This window comes from Pantoea sp. K16 (genome assembly GCF_048452805.1).
GTDB classification, from domain to species: domain Bacteria; phylum Pseudomonadota; class Gammaproteobacteria; order Enterobacterales; family Enterobacteriaceae; genus Pantoea; species Pantoea agglomerans.
In genome coordinates this window covers 115,433-132,359 of sequence record NZ_JBLWNV010000010.1, presented here as the reverse complement: position 1 = coordinate 132,359, position 16,927 = coordinate 115,433, and the positions used below count along the sequence as shown (strand labels likewise).

At 56.5% G+C, this 16,927-nt stretch carries 12 protein-coding genes; 10 read left to right on the top strand and 2 right to left on the bottom strand.

The annotated features are described in order from the left end of the window. The first annotated feature begins 134 nt into the window (after nucleotides 1–134). The 5 genes from purL to glnB all read left to right on the top strand — a co-directional run bounded on the left by purL (nucleotide 135) and on the right by glnB (nucleotide 8,558). Nucleotides 135–4,022 (top strand): phosphoribosylformylglycinamidine synthase, encoded by a 3,888-nt coding sequence (gene purL, locus ACK13D_RS14555; protein ID WP_418796713.1) that lies wholly within the window; start codon nucleotides 135–137, stop codon nucleotides 4,020–4,022. Nucleotides 4,023–4,601: 579 nt separating this feature from the next. Beyond that, a complete protein-coding gene (locus ACK13D_RS14550; RefSeq protein ID WP_010257633.1) occupies nucleotides 4,602–6,029 on the top strand; it encodes a sensor histidine kinase in 1,428 nt (475 codons plus the stop codon). A gap of 3 nt (nucleotides 6,030–6,032) precedes the next feature. Next, nucleotides 6,033–6,701 (top strand): two-component system QseEF-associated lipoprotein QseG, encoded by a 669-nt coding sequence (qseG, locus tag ACK13D_RS14545; RefSeq protein ID WP_418796711.1) that lies wholly within the window; start codon nucleotides 6,033–6,035, stop codon nucleotides 6,699–6,701. Next, entirely contained in the window at nucleotides 6,701–8,035 is a 1,335-nt protein-coding gene (gene glrR / locus ACK13D_RS14540) for a two-component system response regulator GlrR (protein ID WP_010257627.1), read from the top strand. Before qseG ends, glrR begins: the two co-directional genes overlap by 1 nt. Nucleotides 8,036–8,219: 184 nt before the next feature. Next, the gene (gene glnB / locus ACK13D_RS14535) at nucleotides 8,220–8,558 is read left to right on the top strand and encodes a nitrogen regulatory protein P-II (protein WP_003848647.1); all 339 of its coding nucleotides are present in this window, start codon (nucleotides 8,220–8,222) and stop codon (nucleotides 8,556–8,558) included. Between the two features lie 66 nt (nucleotides 8,559–8,624). Here the strand turns inward: glnB and hmpA are convergent, their stop codons facing one another. Then, nucleotides 8,625–9,809, bottom strand: a complete 1,185-nt coding sequence (gene hmpA, locus ACK13D_RS14530) for an NO-inducible flavohemoprotein (RefSeq protein WP_052271652.1) — start codon at nucleotides 9,807–9,809, stop codon at nucleotides 8,625–8,627. A 327-nt stretch (nucleotides 9,810–10,136) separates the two neighbouring features. Here hmpA and glyA point away from each other — a divergent pair, with 327 nt between their 5' ends. Then, on the top strand, nucleotides 10,137–11,390 hold the full coding sequence (gene glyA / locus ACK13D_RS14525) for a serine hydroxymethyltransferase (RefSeq protein WP_010257616.1): 1,254 nt from the start codon (nucleotides 10,137–10,139) through the stop codon (nucleotides 11,388–11,390). A 128-nt stretch (nucleotides 11,391–11,518) separates the two neighbouring features. Continuing rightward, nucleotides 11,519–12,667: a 3-phenylpropionate MFS transporter gene (locus ACK13D_RS14520; protein ID WP_033772425.1), complete on the top strand. Its 1,149-nt coding sequence runs from the start codon at nucleotides 11,519–11,521 to the stop codon at nucleotides 12,665–12,667. Here ACK13D_RS14520 and csiE read toward each other — a convergent pair. After that, on the bottom strand, nucleotides 12,649–13,917 hold the full coding sequence (csiE, locus tag ACK13D_RS14515) for a stationary phase inducible protein CsiE (protein ID WP_045139747.1): 1,269 nt from the start codon (nucleotides 13,915–13,917) through the stop codon (nucleotides 12,649–12,651). The two genes, ACK13D_RS14520 and csiE, sit on opposite strands and share 19 nt — an antisense overlap. 155 nt (nucleotides 13,918–14,072) lie before the next feature. Here csiE and ACK13D_RS14510 point away from each other — a divergent pair, with 155 nt between their 5' ends. The 3 genes from ACK13D_RS14510 (at nucleotide 14,073) to ACK13D_RS14500 (ending at nucleotide 16,888) form a co-directional block, all read left to right on the top strand. After that, the gene (locus ACK13D_RS14510) at nucleotides 14,073–14,699 is read left to right on the top strand and encodes a DUF1007 family protein (protein WP_179257487.1); all 627 of its coding nucleotides are present in this window, start codon (nucleotides 14,073–14,075) and stop codon (nucleotides 14,697–14,699) included. After that, nucleotides 14,690–15,670 carry a nickel/cobalt transporter gene (locus tag ACK13D_RS14505; protein ID WP_061703693.1) on the top strand — a complete coding sequence of 327 codons (981 nt, stop codon included), beginning with the start codon at nucleotides 14,690–14,692 and terminating at the stop codon, nucleotides 15,668–15,670. Before ACK13D_RS14510 ends, ACK13D_RS14505 begins: the two co-directional genes overlap by 10 nt. 204 nt (nucleotides 15,671–15,874) lie before the next feature. Beyond that, a complete protein-coding gene (locus ACK13D_RS14500; RefSeq protein WP_418796707.1) occupies nucleotides 15,875–16,888 on the top strand; it encodes a TIGR04086 family membrane protein in 1,014 nt (337 codons plus the stop codon). Nucleotides 16,889–16,927 lie beyond the last annotated feature (39 nt).

The window sequence follows — 16,927 nt, the reverse complement described above, 5'->3', positions numbered from 1 at the left end:
ATTCAGGCAAATCCGGGTCGCCAAAAATTGTGCGCAAACGGTTTCGTCGCGAGGTCGCTTTCTCTATAATACGCCCCGTTTTCCCTGTTGCGCCCAATGAAGCGTCGCCCGGCGCCCTGACGAGAGATTTATTAATGGAAATTCTGCGTGGTTCGCCCGCCCTGTCGGCATTTCGTGTAAACAAACTGCTGACCCGCTTTCAGGACGCTCATCTGCCGGTGAGTGATATTTACGCTGAGTACATCCATTTTGCTGATGTCAGCACGCCCTTAAGCGCTGACGAACAGAGCCGTCTGCAGCGCCTGCTGAAATATGGTCCCTCTCTCGCTGAACATGCCCCACAGGGTCGTCTGCTGCTGGTGACGCCTCGTCCCGGCACCATTTCGCCCTGGTCATCCAAAGCCACTGACATTGCCCACAACTGCGGCCTGCCGCAGGTACGTCGCCTGGAGCGCGGCCTGGCCTTTTATGTGCATGCCCCACAACTGACGGAAGCGCAGTGGCAAACGCTGGGCACACTGCTGCACGATCGGATGATGGAAACGGTCTTCGGCGATCTGGCGCAGGCTGAACAGCTGTTCGCGCATCACACGCCACAGCCGGTGAAAAGTGTCGATCTGCTGGGGGAGGGCCGTCAGGCGCTGGTTCAGGCGAATATCTCACTGGGTCTGGCGCTGGCTGACGATGAAATCGACTATCTGGTGGCGGCGTTTACCGCATTGGGCCGCAATCCCAACGACATTGAACTCTATATGTTTGCGCAGGCGAACTCTGAGCACTGTCGTCACAAGATCTTCAACGCCGACTGGATTATCGACGGCGAGAAACAGCCAAAGTCGCTGTTTAAGATGATCAAAAACACCATGGAGCAGACGCCGGACTTCGTGCTCTCTGCTTACAAAGATAACGCCGCCGTGATGGAAGGCTCAGAGGTTGGCCGCTTCTTTGCTGACGCCGGAGAGAGCGAATACCGCTGGCATCAGGAAGCCGCACACATCCTGATGAAGGTGGAAACCCATAACCACCCAACGGCCATCTCGCCGTGGCCTGGTGCTGCGACCGGTTCCGGTGGTGAAATCCGTGATGAAGGCGCAACCGGAAGGGGTTCGAAGCCAAAAGCGGGCCTCGTCGGTTTCTCTGTATCGAACCTGCGTATCCCTGGCTTTGAACAGCCGTGGGAAGAGGACTTCGGCAAACCGGCCCGCATCGTCAGCGCGCTGGAAATCATGACCGATGGCCCGCTGGGCGGTGCTGCATTTAACAATGAATTTGGTCGTCCGGCTCTGAATGGTTACTTCCGTACCTATGAAGAGCAGGTCACCAGCCACAACGGCACTGAGCTGCGTGGCTACCATAAGCCGATTATGCTGGCGGGCGGCATCGGGAATATCCGTGCCGATCACGTGCAGAAAGGTGAAATCACCGTAGGCGCGAAGCTGGTGGTGCTGGGCGGTCCGGCAATGAATATCGGCCTGGGCGGCGGCGCGGCGTCATCGATGGCCTCGGGTCAGTCTGATGCCGATCTCGACTTTGCCTCGGTACAGCGTGATAACCCGGAGATGGAGCGCCGTTGTCAGGAAGTGATCGACCGCTGCTGGCAACTGGGTGATGAGAACCCGATTCTGTTTATCCACGACGTGGGCGCTGGCGGCCTCTCCAATGCGATGCCGGAGCTGGTCAGCGATGGCGGTCGTGGCGGCCGGTTTAACCTGCGTGACATCCTGAGTGATGAGCCAGGCATGAGTCCGCTGGAGGTCTGGTGTAACGAATCACAGGAACGTTATGTGATGGCAGTGGCACCCGATCAGCTGGCGCAGTTTGAGGCAATTTGCCAGCGTGAACGCGCACCGTTCGCGGTCATTGGTGAAGCCACCGAAGAGCTGCACCTGAGCCTGGAAGATAGTCATTTCGGTAATAAGCCGATCGATATGCCACTTGATGTCCTGCTGGGCAAAACGCCGAAGATGACGCGGGATGTGGTGACGCAGCAGACACAGGGTACTGCCCTGCAGCGTGACGGCATTACGCTGGTCGATGCGGTGAACCGCGTGCTGCATCTGCCTGCCGTGGCGGAAAAAACCTTCCTGATCACCATCGGTGACCGCAGCGTGACCGGCATGGTTGCGCGCGACCAGATGGTGGGACCGTGGCAGATCCCGGTTGCCAACTGTGCGGTGACAACCGCCAGCCTCGACAGCTATCACGGCGAAGCGTTTGCCCTGGGCGAACGTTCACCGGTTGCGCTGCTGGACTTCGCGGCCTCGGGTCGTCTGGCCGTCGGTGAAGCACTGACCAACCTGGCGGCAACCCATATTGGTTCGCTGAAGCGTGTGAAGCTTTCCGCAAACTGGATGTCCGCAGCCGGTCATCCGGGTGAAGATGCCGGTTTATATGCGGCGGTGAAGGCAGTCGGCGAGGAGCTTTGCCCAGCGCTGGGGATCACCATCCCGGTCGGTAAAGATTCGATGTCGATGAAAACACGCTGGCAGGAAGGCAGCGAACAGCGCGAAATGACCTCACCGCTGTCGCTGGTGATTACCGCTTTTGCCCGCGTCGAAGATGTCCGTCGCACCGTCACGCCACAGCTGCAGGCCGATCAGGATAACCTGCTGCTGCTGATCGATCTGGGCAACGGCGCGAATACGCTGGGCGCAACGGCGCTGTCACAGGTTTATCGTCAGCTTGGCGACAAACCTGCCGACGTGCGCGATGCCGCTCAGCTGGCAGGCTTCTTCAATGCCATCCAGGCGCTGGTGGCTGAGCAGAAACTGCTGGCTTACCACGATCGTTCCGACGGTGGTCTGCTGGTGACGCTGGCCGAGATGGCGTTTGCCGGTCACTGCGGCATCGACGTTGACATCGCCTCGCTGGGTAACGATGCGCTGGCCGCCCTGTTTACCGAGGAGCTGGGCGCGGTGATTCAGATCAACGCCGCCGATCGCGCCGTGGTTGAGCAGATCCTGGCGGATCACGGCCTTGCCGACTCGACGCATCTGCTGGGCAGCGCGCAGCCGGGCGATCGCTTTGTGATCCGTTCTGGTGACAGTGCGGTCTACAGTGAAAGCCGCAATACGTTGCGTACCTGGTGGGCGGAAACCACCTGGCAGATGCAGCGTCTGCGCGACAACCCGGCGTGTGCCGATCAGGAACATGAAGCGAAGAAAAACGACAGCGATCCTGGCCTGAACGTTAATCTGACCTTTAATCCGCAGGAAGATGTTGCTGCCCCGATGATCGCCACTGGCGCACGTCCAAGGGTCGCGGTGCTGCGTGAGCAGGGCGTGAACTCCCATGTAGAGATGGCCGCCGCCTTTGATCGGGCAGGTTTCACCGCCATTGACGTTCACATGAGCGATCTGCTGGCCGGACGTCGCGGCCTGGAAGAGTTCCAGGCGCTGGTCGCCTGTGGCGGCTTCTCCTACGGCGATGTGCTGGGTGCCGGTGAGGGCTGGGCGAAATCGATTCTGTTTAATCCGCGCGTGCGTGACGAGTTCGAAACCTTCTTCCATCGTCCGCAAACTCTGGCGCTGGGCGTCTGCAACGGCTGCCAGATGATGTCTAATCTGCGTGAACTGATCCCAGGCAGCGATCTCTGGCCGCGCTTTGTGCGCAACCAGTCTGAGCGCTTTGAAGCGCGCTTCAGTCTGGTAGAAGTGGCCGCCAGTCCCTCGCTGTTGCTGGACGGCATGGCCGGTTCGCATATGCCTATCGCCGTTTCGCACGGTGAAGGCTTTGTTGAAGTGCGTGATGCTTCGCATCTGGCGGCGCTGGAGTCGAAAGGGCTGGTGGCACTGCGCTTTGTCGATAACTTCGGCAAGGTAACAGAAACCTATCCGGCTAACCCGAATGGCTCACCAAACGGCATCACTGCCGTGACTAATGAAAGTGGTCGCGTCACTATCATGATGCCGCATCCGGAGCGGGTGTTCCGCACCGTCAGCAACTCCTGGCATCCGGCAGAGTGGGGCGAAGACAGCCCGTGGATGCGTATTTTCCGCAATGCGCGTAAACAGCTGGGTTAATGTAATCCGCTGAAAAGAGCAGGAGGCCAGTGTGCCTCCTGCTCTTTTTTGTGGCTTTGTTGGCAAACGGCGACAATGAGCATGTCGCACTGTCTCTTTTTGGCGACATCTATCTCGTTGATTTTTAATGAACGCACATCCGGCGCGATTTCATGTCGCTCAGCGGAGACAGTTTTCCCTTACTGTAATCAGATTTTGCGCAGCAGTTGTCCGGTAAGCTTATTCAATCTGCTGAAAAATATAATGATTTATTTTCTGGCATGGAACTTGCTATACTCATGCAGCTGCTCATTCACCTGTTTATGATTGCCCCGCTTAGCGGATAAGAGCTCATAAAGCCCGAATGACGCACCAAACGGAGCCTGCCGTCCAACTGACCGATAATCGCTTGCGTTATCAAACACCGGACGTAACGTTGAGTAAGGCTCCACCCATTTTTACGCGATGCATCACGCGTCGTGCCAGCGGCAGGCCATTGAGCCTGCCGTTTTCTTTTGTTCCCCTTTCTTCCGCCGACACCTTTCTTCCGCTGACAGAGTCCGTTAGCATCCAGACAGCAAATCTTAAGGAAGCGGCTGCGTGAAAAAATGGCGTTTATTTCCCCGTTCTCTGCGTCAGCTGGTGCTGATGGCATTTGTACTGGTGCTGCTGCCGTTGCTGGTGCTGGCCTGGCAGGCGTGGGAAAGTCTCTCTGCATTAAGTGAACAGGCGGCGGATACCAACCGCAATACCTTCACCGACGTTCGCAGAAGTGAGGCAATGGCGCGAACGGCGGTTGAGCTGGAGCGCAGCTATCGCCAGTACTGCGTGCTGGATGATGCCTCGCTGGCGCGCCTTTATCAGACCCAGCACACCCGCTACAGCCAGATGCTGAGTTCGCACAGCGCCAGCCTGCCCGAGCTGCCCGCATTCCAGACTTTACAGGCGACGTTGCCGCTGCTGACACCGTTAAAGTGCGATAACGGCAATCCGGTTACACCTGCCGCAGAGGCGCTGGATCGTTTTTCTGCCACCAATGCGCAGATGGTGCAGGACACGCGCGAAGTGGTGTTTTCGCGCGGCCTTCAGCTGCAGCGCGAAATTGCCGATCGCGGCCAGTTTTTTGGCTGGCAGGCGCTGATTCTGTTTATCATCAGTCTGGCGTTGATGACGCTGTTTACCGGCATGATTATCGGGCCGGTCAAGCGTATTGAGCGGATGATCAACCGGCTTGGCGAAGGCCGGGAACTGGGTAACAGCGTGACATTTCGCGGCCCGCGCGAGTTACGCTCGCTGGGACAGCGCATCGTCTGGCTCAGCGAACGGCTTCAGTGGCTGGAATCGCAGCGCCATGAATTCCTGCGCCATCTTTCTCACGAACTGAAAACGCCGCTGGCCAGCCTGCGTGAAGGCACCGAACTGCTGGCGGACGAGGTAGCCGGGTCGCTGAACGCCGATCAAAAAGAGGTGGTCACTATCCTCGACGGCAGCAGCCGTCATCTGCAGCGGCTGATTGAACAGCTGCTTGATTACAACCGTAAACTGGCAGATGGCCCGATCCAGCTGGAACCGGTCAGCGTGGCGGAAATTGTGGAGGGGGTAGTGAATGCACACGCACTCTCGGCGCGCGCCAAACTCATGCAGACGGTTGTCGATCTGGAGGTCAGTCACTGCCTTGCCGAACCGATGTTACTGATGCGGGTCATCGATAATCTCTATTCGAACGCCGTGAACTACGGCAGCGAATCCGGTACCATCTGGCTGCGCAGTCAGCAGCAGGGCGATCGGGTCTGGATTGATGTCGCGAACAGCGGTACGCCGATCCCGCCGGAAGAGCAGGCAATGATTTTCGAACCTTTTTTCCAGGGTAGCCAGCAGCGCAAAGGGCCGGTAAAAGGCAGCGGGCTGGGATTGAGTATTGCCAAAGATTGCCTGCGCCGGATGCATGGCGACCTGACGCTGGTCTCCTGCGAGCAGGCTGACGTCTGTTTTCGAATTGAACTGAACACCACAGCCGGGAATGTCTGACTGATGAAATATTTACCCGCTTTGCTGCTGAGCACACTGACCACGCTGCTGCTCAGCGGATGTACGACCTCCCCGGCCACCTCATCCCTGCCGTCAGGCCATCAGGTAGCGGAACCCGAGGTCAGCGTGGCTGATTACCTGGCGACCCGCTGCAGTGACCTGTGGACGATAGAGAATAGTGCGGCACTGAGTAATCCCCTCTACTGGATGCGGGCGATCGATTGTGCTGAACGCCTTTCCCCCGCCGAGGCCCGAGCCGAAGCTCACCGCTGGCCGGTTGAGAGCTGCTCGCGCGCCTTCAAGCAGGGCGTGCTGATGTCGAACGGCAACGTGACGCCAGTGGAGCGTCGTCGCTATGTTGAAACCCTGGATCGCTACAGCAGCGATTTCCCCCAGTCTGTGCGTCCGCTGCTCCAGTTGTGGCGCAGTAATCAGGCCGCGCAGCTCGACCTGAGTGAAGCGCGCACCCGTTATGTTCATCTGCAACAGAGCAGCGATACCCAGCTCGAGGCGATACGCCAGCAGATGGTTAAACAACAGCAGCAGCTCAGCGACACGCAGCATAAGCTGGAGCGGCTTACTGACATTGAGCGCCAGCTTTCATCGCGGAAAGCCCCGGATGTGTCTGACAGCGGCCACGGCACTGCGCTGCCGCAGGATGAGGAGCAATAATGGTCAGACAAGCGGCAAAACTGCTGCTGGTGGATGACGATCCCAGCCTGCTGAAGCTGCTGGGCATGCGTCTTCGCAGCGAAGGTTATCAGGTCACCACCGCGGCCAGCGGACCCGAAGCGTTGCGTCTGCTGCAGAAAGAAAAAATCGAGCTGGTGATCAGCGATCTGCGGATGGATGAGATGGATGGTCTGGCGCTGTTTGGCGAGATCCAGAAACGCCACACCGGTCTGCCAGTGATTATCCTGACGGCGCACGGCTCAATCCCGGACGCGGTTTCCGCCACGCAGCAGGGCGTCTTCAGCTTCCTGACCAAGCCGGTGGATAAAGATGCGCTTTACAAAGCGATTGATGAAGCACTGGCTCAGCAGGCGCCGGTCAGCGATGACCGCTGGCGGGAAGCGATCGTCACCCGCAGCCCGCTGATGTTGCGGCTGCTGGAGCAGGCGCACATGGTGGCGCAGTCGGACGTCAGCGTGCTGATTAACGGGCAGAGCGGTACCGGTAAAGAGATGCTGGCTCAGGCGATTCACGCCGCCAGCCCGCGAAACGGCAAGCCCTTTGTCGCCATTAACTGCGGCGCACTGCCGGAGCAGTTACTGGAGTCAGAGCTGTTCGGGCATGCCAAAGGGGCCTTTACCGGCGCAGTCAGTGCCCGTGATGGTCTGTTTAAAACTGCAGGTGGCGGGACGCTGTTCCTGGATGAGATTGGCGATATGCCGCAACCGCTACAGGTTAAGTTGCTGCGGGTGTTGCAGGAGCGTAAGGTCAGGCCGCTGGGCAGCGATCATGATATTGAGATTGACGTGCGCATTATTTCAGCCACGCATCGCGATCTGCCGAAGGCGATGGAGAAAAAGGAGTTTCGCGAGGATCTCTTCTATCGTCTTAATGTGGTGAACCTGAAGATTCCGGCGCTGCATCAGCGCACTGAAGATATTCCGCTGCTGGCTAATCATCTGCTGCGTCAGGCGGCGGAACGGCATAAACCGCAGATCCGCAGTTTTTCCGTTGATGCGATGAAGCGGTTGATGGCGGCCAGCTGGCCGGGCAACGTGCGTCAGCTGGTTAACGTGATTGAGCAGTGTGTGGCGCTGAGTTCATCGCCGGTGATCAGCGATGCGCTGGTGGAGCAGGCGTTAAGCGGTGAGAACAGCGCTTTGCCGACCTTTGCTGAGGCGCGCAATCAGTTTGAGCTGAACTATCTGCGTAAGCTGTTGCAGATGACCAAAGGCAATGTAACCAATGCCGCACGTCTGGCTGGACGCAACCGCACGGAGTTCTATAAGCTGCTGTCTCGTCATGAGCTGGATGCCAGTGATTTCAAAGAGTAGCGGAGGCTGCGGAGTGATACCGGCAGGTTGCCTGCTCAGGCCCGAATCAGAATGGGTGCGGTCAGCATAATCTGGCAGCGCTTGCGGCAACCTGAAGAATCCCGGATATTACCGCCCGACAGCGCCAGCAACATTTATACTTGATAAACCCTCTGACCATGGAGGGAGTGAAAAAGGGTCTGACATGAAAAAGATTGATGCGATTATCAAACCATTCAAACTCGATGATGTCCGTGAAGCCTTAGCGGAAGTCGGCATCACCGGGATGACCGTGAGTGAAGTAAAAGGTTTTGGCCGCCAGAAAGGGCACACCGAGCTTTACCGCGGCGCAGAGTATATGGTCGACTTTTTACCTAAAGTGAAAATCGAGATGGTGGTGGGCGACGATATCGTTGATACCTGCGTCGAGACCATTATGCGTACTGCGCAGACCGGCAAAATCGGTGACGGTAAAATCTTTGTCTTCGACGTGGCGCGCGTGGTGCGCATCCGAACTGGCGAAGAGGATGAAGAGGCGATCTGATTATATCTTTATCAGCTCTTTATCAGCATAAAGAAGCCCGCGCTGCGGGCTTTTTTTATTGCTCAATTACATCCCTTTGTGCGGTCCAAAAAGTTCGTAATGAATGCGTGTATCTGCCACGCTGGCATCACGCAGTTGCGCCACCACATGCTGCATAAAGGGCAGCGGACCGCAGAGGTAGAAGTGGGTGTCGGGTGAGGCGAGACGTGCGGAGATCGCGGTGATATCCATCAGACCCTGCGCGTCATAGCGACCGGCATCTTCAGCGGCGGGATCGCGATACCAGACCTGACTGATGAAATCGGTGAGCTGAGCGCCCGTTGCTATCACTTCCGGGCCAAATGCATGCTGTTTGCCGTTCTCTGCTGCGTGCAGCCAGCTGACCGGCGCGCGGTGCTGGCGGGCCGCCAGTGCATGCAGCATGGCCAGCATCGGCGTCTGACCCACGCCCGCGGATATCAGCGCCACCGGGGTTGCAGCATCGACCTCAAGGAAGAAGTCGCCATGCGGTGCGGCCAGCATCAGCTCATCACCCACTTTGCCATTCTGATGCAGCCAGCCGGAGACGGTGCCCTGCGCTTCACGTTTCACCGCAATCCGGTAATCTTTGCCATTACTAAGGTGAGTAAGCGAGTACTGACGAATCTGGTGATGTTCGAAACTGGCGGGCTGCAGATGCACCGTCAGATACTGACCCGGTTTAAAGGCCGCCACCGGGCCGCCATTGACCGGACTGAAGGTAAAGCTTTTAATCACCTCGCTCTGCTGCTCAATAGCACTGATGCGAAACGCACGAGTGCCGCGCCAGCCACCGGTTTGCTGCTCCGTCGCCTGATAAATTTCCTCTTCGCGATTAATGAACACATCCGCCAGTACGCCATAGGCCCGGCCCCAGGCTGCCAGCGCCTCTTCACCCGGATTCAGCAGCTCTTTAATGGTTGCCAGCAGATTTTCACCGACGATGGCGTATTGCGCAGGCTGAATATTCAGGCTGGTATGTTTCTGCGCAATTTTTTCCACCGCAGGCAGCAGCACGGCCAGGTTCTCCAGATTCGCGCCATAGGCGCAAATGGCGTTGAACAGCGCTTCACGCTGATCGCCATTGCGCTGGTTGTTCATATTGAAAACATTTTTGAGTTCCGGATGGTGCGACAGCATGCGGTCATAGAAGTGTGCGGTAAGCGCAGGACCACAGGCGGCGATGGCAGGCAGGGTCGATTTAACCGTGGCGATAGTGTGTGCATCAAGCATAAAAACGGCCTCTCATTTAAAGATGTATTTTAAATGCATCTTATAGCCGTCTCGCCTGTGGTGTAAATAACCCGATAAATTTCCCGGTTGTCAAAGTGGCAACTTTTTGGTGCATCCTGAGAAACCGCCGTCACATCCTGAAGAAAAATTGTGGCGTCTGAACAGGGTGAAAAGGTGTAAAAAAGCCCTGCCAGTAGCCAGCCAATCGTTTGCGTAAAAAGAGGAGGTTCACCCTACCTTCACCTGTTAAAACGGTTTACACTGTGGGCCTTCGCCCCTGAAGGGGGGTAAATACCGTCAGAAAGTTAGCTGAGTCAGGAGATCCGGATGTTAAAGCGTGATATGAACATTGCCGATTACGATGCCGAGTTGTGGCAGGCGATGGAGCAGGAGACAGTGCGTCAGGAAGAGCACATTGAACTGATTGCTTCTGAAAACTACACCAGCCCGCGTGTTATGCAGGCACAAGGTTCTCAGCTCACCAATAAATACGCTGAAGGCTATCCGGGCAAACGCTACTACGGCGGCTGTGAGTACGTTGATATCGTTGAGCAACTGGCGATCGATCGCGCAAAAGAACTGTTTGGTGCCGATTACGCTAACGTGCAGCCACACTCAGGTTCACAGGCTAACTTTGCGGTTTACACCGCGCTGCTGCAGCCGGGCGATACTATTCTGGGGATGAACCTGGCGCACGGTGGACACCTGACTCACGGCTCACCGGTTAACCTGTCGGGCAAACTCTATAATGTTGTGGCTTACGGTATCGATGAGACCGGTAAAATTGACTACGACGAACTGGCTGAACTGGCGAAAACCCACAAGCCAAAAATGATCGTTGGCGGATTCTCAGCTTACTCCGGCGTTTGCGACTGGGCGAAAATGCGCGAAATCGCGGATAGCGTAGGTGCATGGCTGTTTGTGGACATGGCACACGTTGCCGGCCTGATTGCTGCAGACGTTTATCCAAGTCCGATCCCGCATGCGCACATCGTGACCTCTACCACTCACAAAACGCTGGCGGGTCCGCGCGGTGGTATCATTCTGGCGAAAAACGGCGACGAAGATTTCTATAAGAAACTGAACTCTGCTGTCTTCCCTGGCGGTCAGGGCGGTCCTCTGATGCACGTTATCGCTGGTAAAGCGGTTGCGTTCAAAGAGGCGATGGAGCCGGAGTTCAAAACCTACCAGCAGCAGGTGGCAAAAAATGCCAAAGCGATGGTTGAGGTGCTGATTGAGCGTGGCTATGACATCGTTTCTGGCGGAACGTATAACCATCTATTCTTGATCGATCTGGTGAGCAAAAACCTGACCGGTAAAGAAGCGGATGCGGCATTGGGCCGTGCCAACATCACGGTTAACAAAAACAGCGTGCCTAACGATCCGAAAAGCCCGTTTGTGACTTCTGGTATCCGTATCGGTACGCCAGCTGTTACCCGTCGTGGCTTCAATGAAGCGGACGTGCGTGAACTGGCTGGCTGGATCGCGGATGTGCTGGATAACGTCAATGACGAAGCGACCATTGAGCGCACCAAAAAGAAAGTGCTGGAAATCTGCAGCCGTCTGCCGGTCTACGCTTAATCGTTAACCTGTTGTGAGACAGCATACAAAGGATGGCATCAGCCATCCTTTTTTATTGCCTGTCCTGCGGCGCTCTGCCAGAGTAGCGCCCACTCATGCTGCCAGGCAGCACTCTTGCTGGAGGGAATATGGCAATCGGCTCCGCCAGATGGCTCGGATTGGGCTACTTCACTTACTTCTTCTGTTACGGCATCTATCTGCCATTCTGGGGCGTGTGGCTGAAAGGCACCGGTCTTGATGCTGAAAAGATTGGCCTGCTGCTCGGCTGTGGCATGGTGGCACGCTTTGTCGGCAGTCTGCTTATCGCTTCTCAGGTCAAAAATCCTTCACGGTTGATTACGGCGCTGCGTCTGCTGGCGCTGATGACCTGCCTGTTCGCTGCCGGTTTCTGGGTGGGTGAGCAGTGGATGTGGCTGCTGACGGTCATGATCGGCTTTAACCTCTTTTTCTCGCCGCTGGTCCCGCTCAGCGATGCGCTGGCCGCCACCTGGACACAGCAGATAGGGCTGGCGTATGGGCCGGTCAGGCTGTGGGGTTCGCTGGCCTTTGTAATCAGCTCGGCGTTAACCGGCGTGCTGGTCAGTGCTTACTCTTCAAACGCCATTCTGCTGCTGCTTTCCGTCGGCGTCATCTCTATGCTGGCAGGCATGATGCTGTCACCCGCCACCCAGCCACAGGGTAATGAACGGCAGGGCGCGGCGGGCGGCGGCTGGCAGGTGTGGCGTGAATTGCTGCGTGAGAATGCGGTATGGCGATTTATGCTCTGCGTAACACTGCTGCAGGGTGCGCACGCCGCCTATTACGGCTTCAGTGCTATCTGGTGGCAGGAGAGTGGCTATTCCGCCTCCACGGTGGGTTATCTCTGGTCGCTGGGCGTGGTGGCCGAAATCGTCGTGTTTGCCCTGAGCAACCGGTTGTTCCGCCGCTGGAGCGCGCGCGATCTGCTGCTGCTTTCGGGCATTTGTGCGTTGATCCGCTGGAGTCTGATGGGCGCCACTACCGCGCTGCCGCTGCTGATTGTGGCGCAAATCCTCCACTGTGGCAGCTTCACCGTCTGTCATCTGGCGGCGATGCGTTTTATTGCGGCGCGTCAGGGAGCGGAAGTGATCCGTCTGCAGTCGCTCTATTCCGCGTTGGCGATGGGGGGTGGCATTGCGATAATGACCATGATCTGCGGCGTGCTGTTCGCTCATCTGCAGGGGCATCTGTTCTGGGTGATGGCGCTGGTGGCGCTGCCCGCGCTGTTTCTGCGTCCCGGCTACGACTCCAGTAAATAACGAATCCGCTGCTGATGGTGTAACGTCAGCGGCAGTTCCGCATGCACCAGCGGCGGAGAGAAGAGTGGCAGCGAGGTGGGGTAGGGCGAAATGATGATGTCCACATCCCGCGGTGCGCCATCCCGCTGAAACTGTTTCACGTCCTGATAGGTAATATTGATCGGCAGCAGCGTGATCTCCCGGATCTGCTGCTCCACATCCTGCTCCAGATCGGTATCGTCACCCGTCAGAATCAGCACCTGCTTCTCCTGCAACGCATTCTCCTGCATCAGCCAGGCACCAAAAATAACGGTAATTAAGCTCACCTCTTCCGGGCTGAACGCAATCCCGTATTGCTGCTCAAACGCATGCAGCGCCTGCTGAGTGGTACGCAACAGGCGGGGATAGAGGCGGCTGACATCCAGCGCCACGCTGTTGTCGATGCCGATAGTGAAGTGGGTGCGATCCAGCGCCTGCGCCAGATGAGGATAGAGCTGGTTAAGCAGCTCGTCGCGATCAGCAAAAGTAATGTCGGCACACCGTTCAAAGTCATTAATCAACTGCTGCGTCGCAGCCATTAACTGCTGCTCAGCAGGATGCGCAATCGCATCCACGACAGGCGTATGTATCTGGCTGAACAGCAGTGTCCAGAAGTCGGTTTCACTGACGGGCGGCGCAAGGTGGCAGCGTTTGCGCCAGTGGTGAATCACATCCTCGGCGGCCTGCCGCTCAGCCTTCTGCTGCAGCCAGTGACACTGCGCCTCACTGAACAGCACCGGCTGGCGCTGGCACAATCCATACTTCATGAAAATCTGCAGAAAAAGCCGGTCGCGTTCGCTGAAATCGCGCTTCAGACGCAGGCTACAGTGCTGGATCAGCGCCTGTAAATTGGTCTCATCCCACAGCGCCTTCTCAATCTTCATCACCTTCAGGCGCTGACGCAGGGGGGCTGCAAAATGATCGCAGACGAAATCCTGCGATAAACGCAAACTGCGTCGCAGGTTGTGCAGCAGACAGAGGCGCCGATCCAACTCTGTGCCATGAAGACGAAAGCTGCCATCCACCATCTGATGCAATTCCAGCTGGTGATATCGCTGTATCTCAAGGCCCACATCCGCGATATCCTGTCGGGCAACGGCAGGATCGACGCCATTCAGCTGGCAGACTTTTTCAAGCGTAAGCACGGGTGTCGGCAGAAACAGCAGCAATAAAAGATGGCACTGACGCTGTGAGCGGGTGAAGAGTGGTGCCAAAGGGGTAGCAGAACTCATCAATCAGGTTTCCAGCAGGCTATTTTGAGCTAAGAATAGTCAACCCCGTCAGCGCCTGCGCGGTTTACGCGGTTTATTTGCCGGAGGTTTAAGGCGGGTCACAAAATTTTGTTACTTATAGATTCTTTTCATCGGGAATGTTACTTTATAACATTATGAAACGCACACTCTTTGCCCTCTTGATGGCCTTAAGTCCGGTTGTAATGGCACATCCTCACAGCTTCATCGATATGAAAACCGAACTGGTGGCGCAGGATGACACCTTTACCGGATTAAAGATGACCTGGACCATGGATGAGATTACCTCCGCCGATCTGCTTTACGACGCGGGCGAGGCGAAACCAGGCAGCGTGGTGTGGAAGAAGCTGGCGGCAGGCGTGATGGCGAACGTGCTGGGCCAGCACTACTTTTCTGAAATCTGGCACAACCAACAGCGGGTAAAGTTTTTGAATCTGCCAACCGAATACAACCTGTCACGTAACGGCCATAAAGCGGTGCTGGAATTTATTCTGCCGCTGGCGGAACCCCCGAAGCTGACCGGGCAGCGCTTTGAGATCCTGACTTTTGATCCCACCTATTTCGTCGATATGTTCTATGACAATCCTGGTGCGTTAACGCTGCCGACGGCGCTGCAGGCGCGCTGCAAGTTCGCGCTGAACACGCCAAAGCCCAATGATTCACTGAAGCAGTATGCGCTGTCGCTGGATAAAGCCGACGCGCCTGCAGAGGAGATGGATTTAGGCCGCCAGTTTGCCCAGACGGTGATACTGACATGTCAGTAATCTCCCCACCGTTACGGGCTTCCCGCCTCTGGCCGCTGTGGCTGATGGCGGGCGTGCTGCTGAGCAGCGCGTTGCTGGTCTGGCTCTACTGGTCGCAGATTCTGATGCAGAGCGTACTGTGGCAGAAAGATCTGCATCGGCAGATGACTCAGCTGCTACAGCAGGTTGCGGAGCAGCCCCACCAGGCAGGCATTTCGCTGGTGATATTCAGCCTGCTGTATGGCGTACTGCACGCGCTGGGACCGGGCCATGGCAAAGTGGTGATCGCGACCTTTCTGGCGACCCATCCCACCAGAGTGAAAACCAGTATCAGGCTGACGCTGCTCGCCTCACTGCTGCAGGGTTCGGTGGCGATTGCCCTGGTGACGGTGATGCTGGTGCTGCTGAAAACGTCATCGCGACAGCTGCATCTCAGCAGTTTCTGGCTGGAGAAGGGCAGTTATCTGTTGGTGATCGGGCTGGGCGTGATGATCGGTTATCGGGCGCTGCGTTCGTTGTGGCGGACATTGCGTCCGCGTCCGGCCCCGGTATTTCGCACCTTCAAACCTCACCATCAGCATGACGATCAGTGCGGATGCGGACACGCACATCTTCCGACACCGCAGCAGATGAGCGGCAATCTCAGCGTGAAAACCCAGCTGCTGGTGGTGGTGTCGATGGGATTACGTCCCTGTTCCGGCGCGATTATGATGCTGCTGTTTGCCAAAGTGATTGGTGTCTATGGCTGGGGGGTGATCTCTGCTGCGGTGATGGCGCTGGGCACGGCACTGACCATTTCGGCGATTGGCCTGCTGGTTCAGCAGGCGCGCACGGTGGCACAACGGCTGGCACAGCCTGGCGTTACCGCAGGCATGACGCGACTGCTGATCCCCGCGCTGGCCTTAACCGGCAGCCTGATTTTAATCGTAGCGGGTATCGCGCTATGGCAGTCAGCGCAGATGACGCTGGGTGGCGGAATTCGACCTTTCTGAATAAAAGCGCAGCGGAAATAAAATTGCCGCTGCGCTCTTCTCTTCGTTAATTATCTCTGAATTCATCTCTTTATTTTTTTCTCTGGCTGGTTTAGTGGTGAAATGACTATTCCCTGTCTACGCTGATAATACCAAAACGGCATTCCGCCGTCGGGATGATAAAAGATCAAGACCGCTTTCTGTTTATTGCGAGGAGTATATTTCATGGCTGATACCCGTATTAATAATGGCTACACCGAAACGCTGGCGACCGGGCCTGCTGGATTGCCGTTAAAACGTATTTCCTGGAGCGCCGTCTTTGCCGGTGTCATTTGTGCGTTGATCGTTCACATTATTCTGACGCTGCTGGGAACCGCCATTGGTGCAACAACCATTGATCCGATGAAAGAACAGAATCCACTCGACGGCCTGGGCACAGGTGCGCTGGTCTGGACTGCCATTGAAATGCTGGTCGCGATGGCTGCAGGTAGTTATGTTGCAGGCCGACTGGCTCAGCGCGAAGGCGCACTGCACGGTTTACTGATGTTTGGCCTTAGCACAATTTTCACTATTTACCTGGCTATTGCGCTGGCGACCAGTGTATTAGGCGGCGCGATGAATATTGTGGGCTCAGGCTTCCAGGCGCTGGGTAGTGGTATTTCCGCCGCTGCGCCATCCGTTACCAAAATGGCAAAAGACAAATTGCAGGAGAGTAATATTAATTTAGATAACCTGCAGAACGAACTGGAAACGACTTTACGCCAGACCGGGAAACCGGAATTACAGCCAGAGAACTTAAAGCAGGATGCAAATAAAGAAGCGCAGAATGCTGAAAATCAGGCTAACAACACCGCAAACCATCCACAGACAGCGGATACTGATCTGGCTAACTGGTTAAAAGGGGTGATGGATCGTCATTCCGATACCCTGCAGGCAGCCGATCGTGATGCGCTGAAAAATATTATCAAAGCGCGCACCGGCAAAAGCGATCAGGAAGTGGATCAGATCGTGGCCAAAACTGAACAGAGCTATCAGCAGGCCGTTCAGAAGTATCAGGAACTGAAACAGCAGGCTGAACAGAAAGCGCGTGAAGCCGGTGAAAAAGCCGCTGCCGCGACTGCGAAAGCGAGCTGGTATGCCCTGATTCTGCTGATCATCGAAGCGGTGCTGGCAGGCGTGATGGGTATGGTAGGTCGCCGTACTCAGCCTCGTCAGGTGCTGTCACACGAACGTCGTTAATCATCACTGAGTAACAGGCAATAAAAAAGGCGGCTGAGA

Excerpts from the sequence above, each read along its gene's own strand:
- purL (WP_418796713.1), top strand. The coding sequence starts at position 135 with ATGGAAATTCTGCGTGGTTCGCCCGCCCTGTCGGCATTTCGTGTAAAC.
- qseG (WP_418796711.1), top strand. The coding sequence starts at position 6,033 with ATGAAATATTTACCCGCTTTGCTGCTGAGCACACTGACCACGCTGCTG.
- glrR (WP_010257627.1), top strand. The coding sequence starts at position 6,701 with ATGGTCAGACAAGCGGCAAAACTGCTGCTGGTGGATGACGATCCCAGC.
- glnB (WP_003848647.1), top strand. The coding sequence starts at position 8,220 with ATGAAAAAGATTGATGCGATTATCAAACCATTCAAACTCGATGATGTC.
- hmpA (WP_052271652.1), bottom strand. The coding sequence starts at position 9,809 with ATGCTTGATGCACACACTATCGCCACGGTTAAATCGACCCTGCCTGCC.
- glyA (WP_010257616.1), top strand. The coding sequence starts at position 10,137 with ATGTTAAAGCGTGATATGAACATTGCCGATTACGATGCCGAGTTGTGG.
- ACK13D_RS14520 (WP_033772425.1), top strand. The coding sequence starts at position 11,519 with ATGGCAATCGGCTCCGCCAGATGGCTCGGATTGGGCTACTTCACTTAC.
- csiE (WP_045139747.1), bottom strand. The coding sequence starts at position 13,917 with ATGAGTTCTGCTACCCCTTTGGCACCACTCTTCACCCGCTCACAGCGT.
- ACK13D_RS14510 (WP_179257487.1), top strand. The coding sequence starts at position 14,073 with ATGAAACGCACACTCTTTGCCCTCTTGATGGCCTTAAGTCCGGTTGTA.
- ACK13D_RS14505 (WP_061703693.1), top strand. The coding sequence starts at position 14,690 with ATGTCAGTAATCTCCCCACCGTTACGGGCTTCCCGCCTCTGGCCGCTG.
- ACK13D_RS14500 (WP_418796707.1), top strand. The coding sequence starts at position 15,875 with ATGGCTGATACCCGTATTAATAATGGCTACACCGAAACGCTGGCGACC.